Here is a 16268-nt window from a genome sequence, read left to right as displayed (position 1 = left end):
TCACTTCACGAAGGAGACGTAGTTGCGCGAGAGCAGCCGAGCGTGCATTTCCAGCAGCTTCGTCCGGCACCGTCCGAACTCCTTACCTGCCGGCAGCGCGATGGCTTCAGCTGGCTCAATGCGTGTCGGGGCCTCAGCACCAAGCGTGTACTTGGCTGGGGGAGCGCTGTCCGCATGCGAGCCGCCCAGGAACGCGTGCAGCGCCTTCAGGCTGTCTCCCAGAGCCGAGCGGCTGCCGTGGATCTTGGGAAGAACCTTCTGGAATAGAGCCCGATCGAGGCCATCGACCCAACGCTGCACGGCCTCCTCAGAGGTGGCGCCGTTGGCGATCTGGGCTTTGGTCCAGACCAGCATGTAGGCGTAGATCTCTTTGTTGATCCGGAAGGCGAACTCGAAGCCAACAGGCGCGAGCAGCTTGAAGCAGCCTTCCAGGACCTTGAGGGTGAAGTTCCGGCAGACGTCGAACTCAACGGCGTCTATGCCATGCTTAACTACCAGAGGGTAGAGAACCTTGACTGGATCGGAGTCGCGGCCTTCCCCGGCCTCTCGGTCGTCAATGGCCTCTCGCAGAAGCTGGTTGGCCACAGCAATGTCCACTGTCTCGTCGGGCGTTGCCCCGGCTGCGTATTCGGACGGCCGGAGCGCGCGCACCTCAAGGACATGAGCCCGATCGAGCACCTTAGGCGAGAACATGTAGGTGGTCTCGTCAATGTTTACGGTGCCGACGTAAAAAAGGTTGGGAGGTAGCCTCAGGGGCTGCTCGTTGGTGACCAGAATCTTTGCTGACTTTGCCTCCGAACTGTCAGGGTCTTCGAGATCCAGCAGCTCGCTGATGACTCGAAGTGAGCGCGGATCAATCAACGCCGCGTTGTCGCTGTCTTCCACGATGGTCGAGGCTTCCATGAGCGACAAGAAGGGGGCGAAATATCGCTCGACATGCGAGAGGTTCATCTCGTCGAAGATGAGGAAGTGCGGAATGGAAGTCGAGGTGGGATTGCACGCGCGCAGGATGATCCGGAGCGTGTCGGTAATCTCGTAGCTCTCGTTGGTGTCCTTGCCGTCAGGCGTCTTCCGAGATTGCCCGAAGGGGGTACGAAATCCGATCAAGCGCTTCGGGGAGGTCCAGTCTGGACCGATTGGCACCAACTGGAAGATGCTTCCGTCGACTTGTCCTTCATAGACATCCTGAAGCTGTTCGGCCAACCGCAAGCTTGAGCGGGATTTGCCAGTGCCAGAGGCACCGGTGAGAATCACAAAGGGCTTTGCGGCGAGAGCCGCCACGAGGTCAAGTGAACACAACTTACCCGTTGCTTCCAGCTCGGTTGGCGCCTCGCTCCCGGCGAGATCGAGGTAGTCCTCTGGGCTTGCCGGCGCGTCTTGCAAGTCGGCATCCTCAACGCCTGTCCCTGCGTTCGAGTCGAACAAAGTGGCGATCTCCTGAGGCGTCAGACCCACATCACCAATCAGCTTGTCTCGCAGGAGCTCGGCGCGCCGGATCGGGTCCGTTTCGGTGCCGAGCGTTCCGTCGAGGTCCAACCGGCGAAAGACCCAGACTGCGGCTTCAGTCAGCTTTGGCTTTGCTTCGTTAGCAGACTTCAACAGCGGCTTGGCGAGATTCGCCTCGTAGCCGTCCTTGAAGCCGACGCCACGTGGCTTGGTGTTGGAGAACTCGACGATGGTCTGCCACGGATTGCTGTTAACCGTCGTTCCCGGCCCGTTGGACATGTATTTGCCCGCGCGAAACCCACCCTTCTTGTCGTCGCTGGCGAAGACGTTGAAGAACTGCTTTTGCGCTTTCATATCCGGCGCGTCATGAACGGCCGCCAGTTCCCGCAACGCCTGCATGTAGGCGCCCTCGCCAAGTGACAGAGGCACCTTTGAAGCTCCCTTGAGAAGCAACGATCGCTTGAGGATTAGGAACTCCATTAAGGAGCTCTTGGCCCGCGTGTCTTCAAGGGCTTGGATGCTGGCTTTGATGCGCGTTGCGGTCAGGTATCGGGCCATTTGATCTTCCGTCGTTGTTCTTTTATGAGGAGTTTCTATGCTTTAGCCAAGCTCTCCGAGGTGCTCCACCATCGACTGACAGAACTCTTTCTTTATGTCGATGCCGATCGCGCGAAAGCCGTTCTTCCTTGCGAAGAGAAGACTCGTCCCACTCCCTCCGAACGGATCGAGCACGACGCCATGCTGCGGCGTGGTCGAGAGGATGGGAATCCGAACGAGCTCCTCCGAAAAGCGGGCTTTGTGCCTGTGGCTACACCGAGCTGGCGGGATCTCCCAGGTGTCGGGCGGCGGCAGGATGCTGCCGGTTTCGGACTTGCGCCCGACGGCGTCCTTGTTGAAGTAGTACCAGCGCGACTTCACCAGGTGGAACATATACTCGTGCGACATCGAGCAACGGTCACGCACCTGGTCGGGGATTGGATTCGGCTTCACCCAGACGTTGTCGTTGCGGACGATCCAGTCCTTATCCTGCATTGCAATTGCGAACCGATGGGGGATGAGCAGAAGCTGCTTGGGTTTGCACAACAGCCCGTCGCCTGTACGGTCCTGAGGGCGCAGGCCGAACCGCCGCGCGCTTTGCTTCGACTCTCCGCTCTTGTGCTCACCCTTGCCGCTCCAGTAGGTGTCACCGAGGTTGACCCACAGGCTACCGTTTTCGGCAAGCACAGGCCTGGCTGATTCAAAGCAAGCCACTAGCTGTTCAATGAATTGCTGTGGATGCTCTTCAAGCCCGATCTGACCCTTGGCTCCGTAGTCACGCTGACCGTAGAACGGGGGTGAGGTGACCATGCAGTTCACAAGCACACCGGCTGTCGCCAAGTGCGCCATAGCCTCCCGGACATCCATGTTGAAGATCAACACGTTCTCGTCTGCGTAGTAGGCAGCCTTACGCAACTTGGCATCGCAGAAAGCTTCTTCGGTGGCGACCTGAGGGATCAGGGCGAGATTGGCTTTTGTCAATGGCTTCGCAGCCGGCTTGTCTGCAGGCTTCTTGCCTCCTTTTTCGGGGCTCTTCGACGCTGACTGCAACTTGCTGACTGAGACGGCCACGTCAGAGCCTTGGTCGGCGTTCATATTTTGCAGAACCTCTTCTTCACTCATTTGCCCCCCTCGACAGGGGAGTTGCTGGCCTCACGTCGCCGCTGCTGCATGGTTGGAAGCACGATTTGATGCTGTTCGCAGTAGTTGGCTACCAGAACCTCGAGCATGTTGACCATACTGCGCTGCTCGTTATCAGCGGCAGCCTTCAAGGCCAGCTTGAAGGAGGGTGATACCCGCAGGTTTAGGGTGTCTGACTTTGTTTCTTCGAATCGCAAGGGAGCCCCGCAAGTGTCTGTGCAAATGCGTGATTTTAGCGTTGCAACCGACATTTTTCTAGCGGTACTGCCCCAGATAAAGCTGACCCGTAGCCAACGCCGCCGACAAGCGCGCAGACGAACTCTGGGCTTGCTACTCCTTGTAGTAGTTTGACTAAACATACACTGCGCCATCCCGACCCAGACATCATTTGGGGCCCCCGTCGTCGTCACCACTTTGTGTTCGGTTTTCATCAAACCTGCCCATCTGTGGCCGTTGTGATGTCAGGCGTCTTGCTTGCGGACTCGGTTGGCGACACTTCAAGAGCCCAGTGCTTCTTGAGCACGCCTACGAGGCGCTCTTGCCGATCAACCAGCATCGCCGGTGTCCATTTTTCTTCCGAGCGCACTTCCTGCGTCAGGACGAAGGGTGACGCTGTGCCCTTGCCCTTGAAGTACACGTTCTTCTTCTTGGCGAAGTCGTAGTTGCTGGCGGACGAGTTCTTGTTCCGGTCAAGCGGAACCAAGTTGGCCAAGCGGTGTGTCCACGCCTCCCGATCGTTCTCATCTGGGAACCACTGGAGCCAGTCCGAGCCATCTGGCGGTGTTTGCGGCAGCACGTGCTCCAACGACACGGCGTTCTGCAGTTGCACTCCGGGTGCGCGCACCAGTGACTCAAGGCGCAAGACCAGCGCCATCCTCGCCTTGGGCAGATCGTCGTAAACGTCGCCATCAAGTGCCGCGACGAACTTGCGCTTTTGCGCGTCTGTCAGGGCGAGTGTGGTGAGCGCGGCCAGATCCCCCTTGAAGGTTTCAGGCTCGATTTCCTTGGTGAGCGCAGCGTAGGTTTCGATGCGTTCGTTGATACCCACCTTGGTGACCAGCAGGAAATAGGTCAGGCGTTCCAGTGATTGAAAAAACTCTGCAAGCAGTTTGGGTTGCTGCCGAAAACGCTTGAAGTAGACCAGTGCCGGGGGCACCCAGTCCTTGAAGTCCACGCGGTTGAGCCAAGACAGGTGTTCGTTGATCGTCTCGGCGTGTTCGGTGGCCTCGAAGTCTGCATCGCGCACGAAGTCCCACACTTCGGCATAGGGTTTGATGACCTTGTCGACGAGGTCGATGGGGGTCTTGTACTCGGTGACGTGCTCCTGGAACTCCTTGACCAGGATGTACTTCTGCTTCTTCTTGGCGTAGATGCTGCGGATGTGGCCAAACAGGTCACCGAAGGCGTCGCGACCCAGCGAGCTTTCGATCCGGCTCCACTCTTTGGCGTAGGCGCGGCTCTTGACGTCGCCTGCTGTGGTGCGGATCAGGCCCAGCACCTGCGCCTTGATGATGTCGATAGGCGCGAGGTCGAGTCCCCGGTTGTTGAGTACGGAGAAGATGCGGTATGCGGCTTCGAGGTCGGGCGTGGAGATGACAACCAGCGAGCAGTCGTTGGCGAGGAACTGCCACAGCGCAATGAGGTCGGCAGGCGGAAGCGCCTTGGCCTTTTCGAGCAGCAGCGTGGCGTTTTCACGGTAACGCAGACGGCTGTCTTTCAGCTTGTCCGTACTGGCGACCAACTGTGCGATGCCACCCGGCTCCTGAATATTGGAGCGGAAGAAGTCGGCATCTTCCTCGCGGGCAGTCAGGCGGTACTCGTTTTTCTCGCCAAGACTGACCTTGCCCTTTTTGTAGAGGAAATCAGTGATGTCGTCTGCCGCGTCCGGCATCACGGTGCGCAACACGGCGAACAGCATTGTGAGCGTAGACAGGCGTTGCTGGCCGTCGACCACCGATGACTTCGGGTCCCGGTCGTTCTTGATCAGAACAATGCTGCCGAGGAAGTATTGGCTGCTGGCCCCCGAGACACGCGCGTCCTGCATCGCCGAGTACAGATCATCGAACAGCTCTGTGGCCTGCTCGGTTGTCCAGGCGTAGGGGCGCTGGTAGTCCGGAATCTCGAACTGGTAGCTGCCTTCGAAGATCTCCCTGATCAGTTTGTCGTGGGCTTCAAGCGTCTTGGCCATTGGTTTTCTTCTTTCCTATCGTTTCTTTGGGCTGCTTGGGGCTTGGTAGCCCGGAGCCAGCTTGGCGTTCTCGACGCCGTACAGCGCCAGCGGATCGCTGAGCCATAGGCGGTACTGTTCTTCCTTGAGCCGATGGTCGGGCGAGCAGTCCACGCTCCAGCGCAGCAGCATGTAGCCCGCGACGGCGGCGCGAACACGCATCCGGATCGAGCCGTCGGTCATCCCGTAGTCCATCTTGATGATCTCGGGGCGCTCAAGGCGCGGGTGCGGCACGAAGTCCAGCTCGACGATGCGCGTCCACTGGATGTCGTTGTCCGGCCGTTCGTTGGCCTGTGGCTCCTCGTCGAGCAGCGTTGGCGCTTCGATGCGCGTGACGACAAAGTCCCGAAACTCCCCGCTCTTGCGATCAAAGGCCCGGACGTGCCAGCGCAGGCCGGTATCAACCAGTGCGAACGGAACGATGACGCGCTCGGATTCACCGCTGCTCATCGAGTGGTAGCGGATGGCGACGGGTCGCTTGGCGTGGATCGCCCGGCAGACCGGGGCCAACACATCCATCCTGGGGTTGCTCAGAGCGGTAGGCGACTCGCACGGCAGCAGCGGCTGCGTTGCGCCGGTCACGCCATCGCCGAAGCCCAGAGCCAGCGCCGACAGCACGCGCTGCGATGCGTGGTCGAACAGCGGGGAGAACGCCTGCCCGATGCGGTAGATCTTGTTGCTGCCGTCGAAGGTGATGTTCTGCGGCGCGATTTCCCGGTACAGCGCCAAATCGCGTGTCGCCCCTGCCGGAGCAACGCCAAAACGGTCGATCAGGTCGGGGCGGCCAATCTCACCGAAGAAGTAGAGCCGGAAGTCGATGTAGGCCAGCCGCTCGCGCTGGGCGTGGCTCAAGCTCTCAACGCGCTGGGGATGCATGGTCAGGTGATCCTCACCCACGGAAGATGACGGTTAGACCGAAATTGGTTGTTCGATTGCTCATTTCTAGGCAGTTTACATCATCAAATTGATGACATAATACTCTGCGACGGAAGCTGGGGCAATGAGGTATGGCGAGTGAATGCCGGGGTAGTGTGAAGTTGATCGGTTTGCGCTCCTCGCCGTCCAGGATTTCGCTTGTCGTAAGGTGAAGCGTGGAATCGAGATCACTGCCATTCCTTACATCTGCCCCGCAGGCTTCTGGACGATTGGTTACGGCCACTTCTGCGATCCGAAGCATCCGCCGATCACGGAGGCAGAAGCCGAGGCCTATCTGGCGCGAGATCTGCAGACGGCTCTGGCGGCGACGCTGCGCTACTGCCCTGTGCTGGCCACCGAGCCCGAGAGCCGGATCGCGACCATCGTGGACTTCACGTTCAACCTCGGGGCGGGGCGGCTGCAGACCTCGACGCTGCGACGGCGGATCAACCAACGAGACTGGAGTGCAGCCGCAACAGAGCTGCGTCGATGGGTCTATGGTGGCGGCAAAGTGCTGCCGGGACTCTTCGCGCGACGAGAGGCTGAAATTTCCTTACTGGACACCAAAGTGTAGGGCATCGAGTTTCTGCGGCGCGAATACTTCATGCATCCCATCGTTATTCTTTGCCGATCCCCAGAAGTCATCAACTCCAGATCAGGCGCCAGGTTGCAACTCCACGCGCACTTCCCGTGGCTTACCGGCCCGCTCGACTGACAAGACCACAACATCTCCTACCTTTTGGTCGTCAAGCCGTGCGAGCAGTTTGGCGACATCGTCGACGGGAGCGCCGTCTATGCCTGTGATACGGTCTCCCGGCACGATGCCTTCGGGGCCAACGGTGATACCGCTCAGCCCCGCCTTTTGCGCCGCTGAGCCAGGGGCGACACGGAGCACAAACACGCCTTGGGTACTGGTCAGTGCCTGCAATCGGCGGTTGAGCTGCTCGTCTACCTCGATCCCAAGCGCCGGACGGATGTATTTGCCGGTCTTGATAAGTTGTGGCACCACACGCATGACCGTGTCCACCGGTACGGCGAAGCCAATCCCAGCCGATGCACCGGAAGGGCTGTAGATCGCTGTGTTGATGCCGATCAGACGGCCGGCGGAATCGAGCAACGGCCCACCCGAGTTGCCGGGGTTGATAGCGGCATCGGTTTGAATCAGGTGTTCGATGGTCACTCCGCCAGATTCTCCGGGCAGCGATCGATCTAGCGCGGACACGATGCCGTTGGTGAGTGTCCAATCCAGGCCGAAGGGGTTGCCGATGGCGAACACCTTTTGTCCCACCTTGAGGTCTGCGCTGGTGCCGACCGGAACGGCGGGCGGGCGCTGGAAGCCGACGCCGATTTTGAGCACCGCGATATCGTGTGCCGGACTCACTCCGACCAGCGCGGCTTGGTAATCGCGGCCGTCGGCCAGTTTGACCGTGGCCTCCGACGCCCCCTGAATCACATGAAAGTTGGTAACGACATGACCGGCGTCATCCCAGATGAAACCCGAACCCGTCCCGCGCGGCACGGAAAAGACGTTGCGCGTCCAGACATCTCGTACCAGTTGGGACGTCGTGATGTAGACCACCGATGCCCGGGATTTCTCGAACAGTTCGATGGTGGCCTTTTCATCAGCGGCCAGGTCGCCACGCGGCGTTACGGTGCGCTCGGCAGCTTCGCGCGGGCTGAACCAGGCTTCGATGGCGGGCAGAAACTGCCACAAGAGCATGAGTGCGGCAACACACGCGGTGATGAAGAGCCACCGCCGGACGAAATGATCCGGAGCTGGGCGTTGTGGGTAAGGATCGTGGTAAGCCATGGCGGGGGTTCCTTTCGAGTGATTTAGCGCCAAAGGCCGCTCAGGCCCCGGCGTGGCGGGCGCATCGGGCCGAACGACCTTGGCGCGAGATATTCCGTTTGGAACGGCAGGGCCTGCGATGGCTGAGGCGCCAACGCCATCAGGCGCGCGATACGATCCTCTGTCGCCGGATGCGTGCGCAACCAGGACGGTTCGGGATTCCCCCAGCCGGGCAACAACCAGGCTCGCCACGAGCGGCTCACCCGCTCGATCTTCGCCAGCGCCGAGGCGAGCCCGTGCGGATCTCCCGTCAGCTCTACTGCCATCCGGTCGGCATCGAACTCTCGCACACGTGACAGACCCAACTGTGCGAGCAGTGCCAGTTGCGGCGAAGCGGCCAACAACAGTAAGCCAATCCAGTTAATTTCTGCTGCACCGACCAGCAAGGCTGGCATGCTGATCAGGAGCGCGACCTGACCCAACAACGCCAGCAGGTTCGTGAGCCGGCTGATCGAATCGGCCAAGCCCATGACACGAAGATCTTCTTGAGCGATGTGCGCGACTTCATGCGCCAGCACGGCTTGCAGTTCGCGCATACTCAGGCTGCGGAGCAGGCCATCGGTGAGGGCAATGGAGGCAAGGCGCCTGGAGCCGGTGGCAAAGGCATTGACGATGTCGCTGGGCACATAGTACGGAACCGGCGTGTTCGGCAATCCTGCGCGAGCTGCGAGCGCTCGCAGCAACGACCAGATTGCGGGGGCTTCATCAGGGCGCAAGGGACGGGCGCCATACAGACGCAAGGTCATCGCGGAGGCGGCGACAGGTTCGATCAGCAGGGTCAATGCGCATGTTGCCAGTGCCAGCCAAAGGCCAATCTCGCCGAACAGCAGACTGCCAGCGGCAGCTGCGATCCCCACCAGGGTCAAAACCAGCAGCGCGGTTTGAAAGCGATTGAGCCAGCGGTGCCTCGACCTGGCGTCGTGTCGGCCGACTAGACCATAGGGGGTCATGCCTCCATTACTCGCTCTTGCGGTCATCGCGTTCACGCATGAGCCAATAGGTCAGACCCAAGGCCAGTACCGTCCCCGCCAGCGCGGCCACTTTGGCAGGATCAACGTCGGGTTCGAGGATTATGAACTTGCGGGCCAGTGCCAGGATCGCGATCAGAATGACGGTCTTGACCTGGATGATGCTTTCCTTGCGCAGAGCCACTTTGACGATCGAATGCTTGAATTCCATGGCGATCAGCAGCGTCATGGTGGCACCGAACACCAGCTGGAAAACCTTATGATCCAGTGGATTCAGCGCATCCATGACGAGCAGTGTGAACACCAGCCGAATCAACTGAATCAGCGAAATCACAATTACCAACGCGATGACGCCCGAAAGCGTGATGGCAACGAACTGCTCGAAGCGCTCGTAACCCGTCATCAACCGCCACTGGGAGCGTATCTCGTCAAGGGCCGTGTGGCCAGATTCTTTATTCATAAGCGTTGCGCTCTCTCTTTCAATGAAACGTTAATGGAACGGAGAGTCCGAGAAGACGACTCGATCACACCTGAATCACCGGGGCAATTGCGAAGCCACCCAGCGCATAATGTCCTGCGCGCCCATGGCGCCCGCCTGACGTGCAACCTCATGTCCCCCTTGGAACAAAATCAGGGTTGGAATGCTGCGAATACCGAACTGGGCGGCCAGGTGAGGCTCGGCCTCGGTATTTACCTTGGCCAACCTCACCTTGGGTTCAAGCAGGGAGGCCGCCTGCTCGAACTGCGGCGCCATCATCTTGCACGGTCCGCACCACGGCGCCCAAAAGTCAACCAGCAGCGGCAGGTCACTGCGCTCCAGATGACGGGCGAAGGTCGCTGTGGTCAGATCAATGGGTTCTCCGGTGAACAGCGGGTGCTGGCACCGCCCGCAATTGGGCTTCTCTGCCAACTTGTTGGCTGGCACGCGATTGATGGATTGGCAGTGTGGGCAGACGATATGAATGCTGTCACTCATGAGGTGGCTCCTTGGGACACAGAGGAAGTAATGGCTCCAGCAGTTGGGCCGCCGTGACATGGGGATTCGAACTGTAGCCCTTGCGTCAGTTGCCGGATGCTGTATTCATCCAGCGTTTCCCGTGCGAGCAGTTCGCGCGCGCATCGCTCCAGCACATCTCGGTTAATTTCGAGAATTCGGTATGCACGATCAAACACACCCATCACAATGTCACGGATGGCTTGGTCGATGCGTGTCTGAGTCGATTCGGCTACTCGGCAGCCACCCTGTGCCAGTTCAGGCGCATCAAGAAAACGCGGCCTCTGTGCCTCAAAAGCAACGTACCCCAAACCCTCATCCATGCCGAAGCGCGTAATCATGTCGCGGGCGATGTCGGTGGCCCGCGCGAGATCGTCTGAAGCCCCTGTGGACAGCTCGCCAAACACGAGCTTCTCAGCCGCACGCCCTCCCAGGAGCACGGCGATCTTGTGCTCCAGGTCGGCACGTGTCATCAGAAATCGGTCTTCGGTGGGCCGCTGCAGGGTGTAGCCGAGTGCACCGATGCCACGCGGAACGATTGAAACCTTGTGTACTGGGTCGGTGCCTGGCAGCGCCAGCGCCACCAGCGCATGCCCCATCTCGTGATAGGCCACGGTTTCCCGCTCCTTGGGATTGAGCACTCGGTTCTTCTTCTCCAGGCCCGCCACGATGCGCTCGATGGCGGAGGTGAAATCCTGCAACTCCACGGCGGACGCTTTGCGCCGGGTCGCGGCCAGCGCGGCCTCGTTGACCAGGTTCGCGAGGTCTGCACCCGAAAAGCCCGTGGTCAGCGCAGCCACCTGTTCGAGATCGATATCCTGAGCCAGCGTCACCTTCTTGACGTGGACTTTCAGGATGTCCAGCCGTCCCTTCTTGTCGGGCCGGTCCACCAGCACCTGACGGTCGAAGCGACCGGCGCGCAGCAGCGCCTGGTCGAGGATTTCGGGGCGGTTGGTGGCGGCGAGGATGATCAGCCCGACCGAGCTGTCGAAGCCGTCCATCTCCGTGAGCAGCTGGTTGAGGGTCTGCTCGCGCTCGTCGTGGCCGCCGATGGGGCCGCCGACGCCGCGCGCGCGGCCCAGCGCATCGAGCTCGTCGATGAAGATGATGGCCGGCGCCTGCCCGCGGGCCTGCTCGAACAGGTCGCGCACGCGCGCTGCACCCACGCCGACGAACATCTCGACGAACTCCGAGCCTGAGATGGAAAAGAACGGTACCCCGGCCTCGCCCGCCACGGCCTTGGCCAGCAGGGTCTTGCCCGTGCCGGGCGGGCCAACCAGCAACACACCTTTCGGGATGCGCGCCCCGAGCCGTCCATACTCCTGCGGATTCTTGAGGAAATCGACGATCTCAACCAACTCCGCCTTGGCCTCATCGACACCCGCGACATCGGCAAAGGTGACGCCGGTGTTCTTCTCCATGAACACCTTGGCGCGGCTCTTGCCGATGCTCAGGAAGCCGCCCATGCCCTGCTTCTCGGCGAAGCGGCGGAACAGGAAGAACCAGACGCCGAAGAAGGCCACCGCCGGCAGAATCCAGGAGAGCACATCACGTAGCCAGGTGCTTTCCACCACCCGCGCGTAAGGCACGTCGTACTTGGACAGCCGCTCGGCCAGGTCGGGTTCGACGCGAGTGGCCACGATGGTGGTCTTGCCCCGGCTGTCCGGCGATTTCAGGCGCCCGGTGACCGTGCGGTCCGACACCAGCACTTCGGCGACGCGCCCCTCGGCCAGCGCCTTCTCGAATTCGCTGTAGGGCACGGGCTCGACGGTCTTGGCCGCCTGCCAGTAGTTCTGCAGCGTCAGCAGCAACAGGCCGGCGACGATCCAGTAGCCAATGTTCCATTGATCTTTCTTTTCCATGGGCAATGTTCCTCGCAAGTCGTGCCGCTAGAGAATGGGGGTGAACAGACGGGCCACCCCGTCGCGCAAGCGGATGGCCAGCGGGCGGGCGCGCAACGCCATGGCCGATATCTCGTTCGATGCATCACGGGCGGCATCAAAAAGGGATTCCAGCCGCGTAGACAGCGCGGTGTCGTACACCTCCACATTGAACTCGAAGTTGAGGCGCAGGCTGCGCGCATCCCAATTGGCCGAACCCAGGCAGCACCACTGGCCGTCTATCAGCATCAGCTTGCTGTGGTCGAACGGGCCAGGCCGTTCGAAGATGCGTACACCGTGCTCCAGCACCTGCCAGTAGTGGGCGCGCGCGGCCCATTGCACCGTGGGATGGTCGCCGTTTGCGGGCGTCAGCACCTCGACGCGCACGCCGCGCAACGCGGCCGTGCTCAGCGCCGCGATCATCGGCTGATCGGGCACGAAGTAAGGTGTCCAGATGCGCACCGAATGCTTCGCCGCGCTCAAAGCGCCCATGAAGGTCCAGCGCATCCTGTCCAGGGCCTCATCGGGACCGGCCTCGATGCCGCGCGCCCAAGAGGTTCCTTGCTCATCAGCCGTTGCGGGCGGTTCGCCCCAGAAACCCTTGCTGAGCCGCTCGCCCGTGGTATCGCACCAATCATCGGTGAAGCACCGCATCAGATGCGCAACCACCGGCCCGCGCAGACGAAAGTGCAAATCGTGACAGGCCTGCTCCGGCGCATCGGGCCGCCAATACGGGCTGCAGATGTTCATGCCACCGGTGAAACCTGTCTCGCCATCGATCACCAGCAGCTTGCGGTGATTGCGCAGATGCGCGGCATGCAGGCGCGCGGGAATCAACGTCGGGTTGAACGTCGCTGCCGGAACGCCGGCGCGTTGCAAGGCGCGGTAAGCGCTGCGGGGCCTCCAGCGGGCATAGACGTCGTCGATCAGCACCCGCACTTGCACGCCGCGCTCATGAGCCCGGCGCAGCGCATCGACGAACTGCGCCCCGATGCCTTGGCTGTCGAAGATGTACGAAGCCAGCGCGACGCTGTGCCGCGCCGACTCGATGGCAGCGAGCATGGCCGGGTAGGCCTGCTCGCCATCGACGAGCGGCTCGATGCGGTTGCCGCTGGTCAGCGACTGGCCGGTGGCACGTCCCACCAGGTGCGCCAGGCCGGCAAACGGCGCCGATACGGCCTGGGGCATCGTAGGCACGAGGTCCTGCCGAACAGCAGGATCTGCCCCCGGAAACAGCCGCCGCGCCCGCCGCTGGTAACGGTTGATGCCGAACAGCCCATACAGCAGCGAACCGGCAAGCGGCAACAAGGCGATCAGCAGTACCCACAGCGTGGCCGATCGCGGGTCACGCTTGTAGATGATCGCGTGCCCCGCTGTGGGGATAGCGACCGCCAGCGACACGAGGGTGGCTGCCCATGTCAGCCCGTTGGGGTCGGACACGACAGCCTCCCCATGACTCAAGATTCGCCGCCCGCTGACTTCTTCTTGCGCGCAGGCTTGCTCGGGTCGCTCGGCGGCGTCTCGGCCACGTTCGCGGCATCGGGCTTCTCAGGCTCGGCCGGCTTCGCGGGTGGCTCCTGGCGCTCGAAGACCACCCGTTCGGCCTTGTCGTCCCAGCGGGCGCTGGCGTGATCGGCCTTGCCGATACCGCCACCCAGCATCTCGCGCGCCAGAGCAGTTTCCAGCTCGCTGCGGATCAGCCGCTTGAGCTCACGCGCGCCGAACTCGGGCTTGTAGCCTTCCTCCGCGAAGTGATCGATCAAGGTCTGATCGAAGGCGAGCGTCACGCCCTGGCTGGCGGCGTTGCGGGCCACACGATCGAGCTGCAGGCCGACGATATGGCGGATCTCCTCCTTGCCCAGCGCATGGAAGACGATGATCTCGTCGATGCGGTTGAGGAACTCGGGGCGGAAGTGTCCGCGCAGCACGTCCATCACCTCGCCCTTGGTCTTCTCGTATTCCTCGCCGGCGGCGCCACGGGCCTTCAGCCGACGCTGGATGATGTCCGAGCCCAAGTTCGAGGTGGCGATGATGATGGTATTGGTGAAATCCACCACCCGGCCCTTGCCGTCGGTGAGCCGCCCGTCGTCGAACACCTGCAGCAGGATGTTGTAGACGTCGGGGTGAGCCTTCTCGATCTCGTCCAGCAGCAACACGCTGTAGGGTTTGCGCCGCACCTTCTCGGTGAGCTGGCCACCCTCGTCGTAGCCGACGTAACCCGGAGGCGCCCCCACCAGGCGTGCCACGGTATGGCGTTCCCCGTACTCGGACATGTCGATGCGCAGCAGCGCACCTTCATCGCCATAGATGGACTCGGCCAGCGCCTTGGCGAGCTCGGTCTTGCCCACGCCGGTCGGCCCGAGGAACAGAAAAGTCGCCACCGGCTTGCTGCCTTCGCGCAGGCCCGCGCGCGACAACCGCACGGCATCGGCCACCGCGCGCACTGCTTCGTCCTGGCCCACCAGGCGCTCGTGCAGCCGCTGCTCCAGATGCAGCAGCTTCTCGCGTTCTTCCACCGTCAGCTCGTTGACCGGAATGCCGGTCAGGCGCGAGACGATCTGCGCGACATGCTCGGCCTTGACTTCGGCGCTGCCCGAGGCGCGCTCGCGTTCCCATTCCTCGACGAGCTTCTTGAGTTCAGTCTCCTTGGCCTCGATGCGCTTGCCCAGCTCGGCGGCCTTGTCGTACTGCTTGCGCGAGGCCACATAGTCCTGCTCACGCCGCAGCTGGTGCAGTTCGGACTCCAGCTCTTGCACCGCCACCGGGCGGGCCGTGGCCGACAGCTTCACGCGTGCGGCCGCCTGGTCGAGCAGGTCGATGGCCTTGTCAGGCAAAAAGCGCGCGGTGATGTAGCGGTCCGACAACTCGGCGGCGGCGATGATCGCATCCTCGGTGATGCTGACCTTGTGGTGCGCCTCGAAGGTGTCGCGCAGGCCGCGCAGGATCATCATGGTCTGCGCTATCGTCGGCTCGGGCACCATCACCGGCTGGAAGCGACGCTCCAGCGCGGCGTCCTTCTCGATGTACTTCTGATACTCGTTGAGCGTGGTAGCGCCGATCAGGTTCAGTTCGCCGCGCGCCATCATCGGCTTGAACACGTTGGCCACGTCCAGCCCGCCTTCGCCGCCACCCTGGCCTGCACCGACGATGGTGTGCACCTCGTCGATGAAGAGAATCAGCTCGCCCTGGTGCTCGGTCACTTCCTTGAGCACCTTCTGCACGCGCTCCTCGAACTCGCCGCGGTACTTGGCGCCTGCCACCATGGCGTTGATGTTGAGTTCGACCAGACGCTTGTCGCGCAGCGTCTCGGGCACTTCGCCGGCGACCATGCGCTGCGCCAGCCCTTCGACGATGGCGGTCTTGCCGACGCCGGGCTCGCCGATCAGCACCGGGTTGTTCTTCTTGCGCCGGGCCAGCACTTCGATGGTCGTCTCGATCTCCTGCGCGCGGCCGATGACCGGATCGAGCTTGCCCTCGCGCGCCATCTTGGTGAGGTCGCGCGAATACTTGTCGAGTTCCGGCGTGTTGGTCGGCGTCTCGGCGCGGCCATCCTCGGCCCCTTTGCCGACCACCTTGCTTACCTGCTGGCGCAGCGCTTGCGGCGTGAGGCCGTAACGGCGCAGCAGGTTGGCCGCCAAACCTTCGCCTTCCTCGGCGAGCCCGATCAGGAAATGCTCCGGCCCGACATAAGAGTGGCCGAGTTCGTTGGAGGCCACGAAAGCACGGCTGAGCGCGTCCTTGACCCGGGGCGACACGCCGATCTCGCCCTCGAACGGCTTATCGCCGCGCTTGGCTTCGGATTCGATCTGGCGCTTGAGGTCATCGACCTTGATCTTGAACTGCCCCAGGATGGTCTTGACCACGTCGCTGTCGGATAGCGCCAGCAGCAGGTGTTCGGTATCGACTTCGGCGCGCCCGAACTCTGCAGCGTGTCGGGCGGCCTCCTGCAATAGGGCCTCGGACTGTTCGCTGATACGGCTGGCGAGCCCACTGCCGCGACGGCGCGCGGTGCCCGTACCGGCCGGGGCGGGTTCGCCGAACGAGGCATCGACGACCTCGTCGGTATCGGCCGCCATGGACGGTGCGTCGTCACCGATGCGGAAGAAGTCGCTGCCAAGGAAGTCTTCGAACAGCCCGCTGCGCGAGCCGAACAAGGCTTCCAGCGGTGAGACGGTGCGCTTTTGCTGGCGCACCAGTTGGCGATAGTGATCGTCACACAACAGCATGGTGCTGTGGCGACCATTGAGATTGGCTTCCACCCGCACCGTGGCGGGCTGGCCGCAGACTTGGCATTGTTTTCTGGCCATGCTGA

Annotated in this window: 12 protein-coding genes; 1 reads left to right on the top strand and 11 read right to left on the bottom strand. The window is 61.9% G+C overall.

The window, feature by feature from the left end; translation table 11 throughout:
* The 4 genes from WD006_RS02925 to WD006_RS02910 form a co-directional block, all read right to left on the bottom strand.
* On the bottom strand, positions 1-2004 hold the full coding sequence (locus WD006_RS02925) for an McrB family protein (RefSeq protein ID WP_286879701.1): 2004 nt from the start codon (positions 2002-2004) through the stop codon (positions 1-3).
* A gap of 42 nt (positions 2005-2046) precedes the next feature.
* Positions 2047-3105 carry a DNA-methyltransferase gene (locus WD006_RS02920; RefSeq protein ID WP_200868548.1) on the bottom strand — a complete coding sequence of 353 codons (1059 nt, stop codon included), beginning with the start codon at positions 3103-3105 and terminating at the stop codon, positions 2047-2049.
* A 448-nt stretch (positions 3106-3553) separates the two neighbouring features.
* Positions 3554-5311 (bottom strand): DUF262 domain-containing protein, encoded by a 1758-nt coding sequence (locus WD006_RS02915; protein ID WP_024973312.1) that lies wholly within the window; start codon positions 5309-5311, stop codon positions 3554-3556.
* Between the two features lie 15 nt (positions 5312-5326).
* The gene (locus tag WD006_RS02910; protein WP_037056838.1) at positions 5327-6226 is read right to left on the bottom strand and encodes a helix-turn-helix transcriptional regulator; all 900 of its coding nucleotides are present in this window, start codon (positions 6224-6226) and stop codon (positions 5327-5329) included.
* A gap of 208 nt (positions 6227-6434) precedes the next feature.
* Between WD006_RS02910 and WD006_RS02905 the strand changes: the two genes are divergently transcribed.
* Positions 6435-6839 (top strand): lysozyme, encoded by a 405-nt coding sequence (locus WD006_RS02905; protein WP_009238717.1) that lies wholly within the window; start codon positions 6435-6437, stop codon positions 6837-6839.
* 81 nt (positions 6840-6920) lie between these two features.
* Here WD006_RS02905 and WD006_RS02900 read toward each other — a convergent pair whose 3' ends face one another.
* From WD006_RS02900 to clpK, 7 genes are all read right to left on the bottom strand, one after another.
* A complete protein-coding gene (locus tag WD006_RS02900; protein WP_024973314.1) occupies positions 6921-8075 on the bottom strand; it encodes a S1C family serine protease in 1155 nt (384 codons plus the stop codon).
* Positions 8076-8098: 23 nt separating this feature from the next.
* The gene (locus WD006_RS02895) at positions 8099-9064 is read right to left on the bottom strand and encodes a zinc metalloprotease HtpX (protein ID WP_024973315.1); all 966 of its coding nucleotides are present in this window, start codon (positions 9062-9064) and stop codon (positions 8099-8101) included.
* Between the two features lie 7 nt (positions 9065-9071).
* The gene (locus WD006_RS02890; RefSeq protein WP_024973316.1) at positions 9072-9542 is read right to left on the bottom strand and encodes a phosphate-starvation-inducible PsiE family protein; all 471 of its coding nucleotides are present in this window, start codon (positions 9540-9542) and stop codon (positions 9072-9074) included.
* A 75-nt stretch (positions 9543-9617) separates the two neighbouring features.
* Positions 9618-10058 carry a thioredoxin TrxC gene (gene trxC, locus WD006_RS02885; RefSeq protein WP_024973317.1) on the bottom strand — a complete coding sequence of 147 codons (441 nt, stop codon included), beginning with the start codon at positions 10056-10058 and terminating at the stop codon, positions 9618-9620.
* Complete coding sequence (gene ftsH, locus WD006_RS02880) at positions 10055-11938, bottom strand: ATP-dependent zinc metalloprotease FtsH (protein WP_024973318.1); 1884 nt, start codon at positions 11936-11938, stop codon at positions 10055-10057. Before ftsH ends, trxC begins: the two co-directional genes overlap by 4 nt.
* A gap of 27 nt (positions 11939-11965) precedes the next feature.
* A complete protein-coding gene (gene cls, locus WD006_RS02875; RefSeq protein WP_024973319.1) occupies positions 11966-13396 on the bottom strand; it encodes a cardiolipin synthase in 1431 nt (476 codons plus the stop codon).
* A gap of 17 nt (positions 13397-13413) precedes the next feature.
* Complete coding sequence (gene clpK, locus WD006_RS02870; protein WP_024973320.1) at positions 13414-16263, bottom strand: heat shock survival AAA family ATPase ClpK; 2850 nt, start codon at positions 16261-16263, stop codon at positions 13414-13416.
* Positions 16264-16268: the final 5 nt, after the last annotated feature.

This window comes from Cupriavidus sp. Met-2 (assembly GCF_049843575.1).
Taxonomy (GTDB): Bacteria; Pseudomonadota; Gammaproteobacteria; order Burkholderiales; family Burkholderiaceae; genus Cupriavidus; species Cupriavidus metallidurans.
Note: the sequence above shows the minus strand (reverse complement) of the source record. Positions and strands in the feature narration are given on the sequence as shown.

What these genes read in the sequence shown, in the direction of transcription:
- clpK (WP_024973320.1), bottom strand. Translation starts at nt 16,263, where the DNA reads ATGGCCAGAAAACAATGCCAAGTCTGCGGCCAGCCCGCCACGGTGCGG.
- WD006_RS02900 (WP_024973314.1), bottom strand. Translation starts at nt 8,075, where the DNA reads ATGGCTTACCACGATCCTTACCCACAACGCCCAGCTCCGGATCATTTC.
- WD006_RS02920 (WP_200868548.1), bottom strand. Translation starts at nt 3,105, where the DNA reads ATGAGTGAAGAAGAGGTTCTGCAAAATATGAACGCCGACCAAGGCTCT.
- WD006_RS02915 (WP_024973312.1), bottom strand. Translation starts at nt 5,311, where the DNA reads ATGGCCAAGACGCTTGAAGCCCACGACAAACTGATCAGGGAGATCTTC.
- WD006_RS02890 (WP_024973316.1), bottom strand. Translation starts at nt 9,542, where the DNA reads ATGAATAAAGAATCTGGCCACACGGCCCTTGACGAGATACGCTCCCAG.
- ftsH (WP_024973318.1), bottom strand. Translation starts at nt 11,938, where the DNA reads ATGGAAAAGAAAGATCAATGGAACATTGGCTACTGGATCGTCGCCGGC.
- trxC (WP_024973317.1), bottom strand. Translation starts at nt 10,058, where the DNA reads ATGAGTGACAGCATTCATATCGTCTGCCCACACTGCCAATCCATCAAT.
- WD006_RS02895 (WP_024973315.1), bottom strand. Translation starts at nt 9,064, where the DNA reads ATGACCCCCTATGGTCTAGTCGGCCGACACGACGCCAGGTCGAGGCAC.
- WD006_RS02925 (WP_286879701.1), bottom strand. Translation starts at nt 2,004, where the DNA reads ATGGCCCGATACCTGACCGCAACGCGCATCAAAGCCAGCATCCAAGCC.
- WD006_RS02910 (WP_037056838.1), bottom strand. Translation starts at nt 6,226, where the DNA reads ATGCATCCCCAGCGCGTTGAGAGCTTGAGCCACGCCCAGCGCGAGCGG.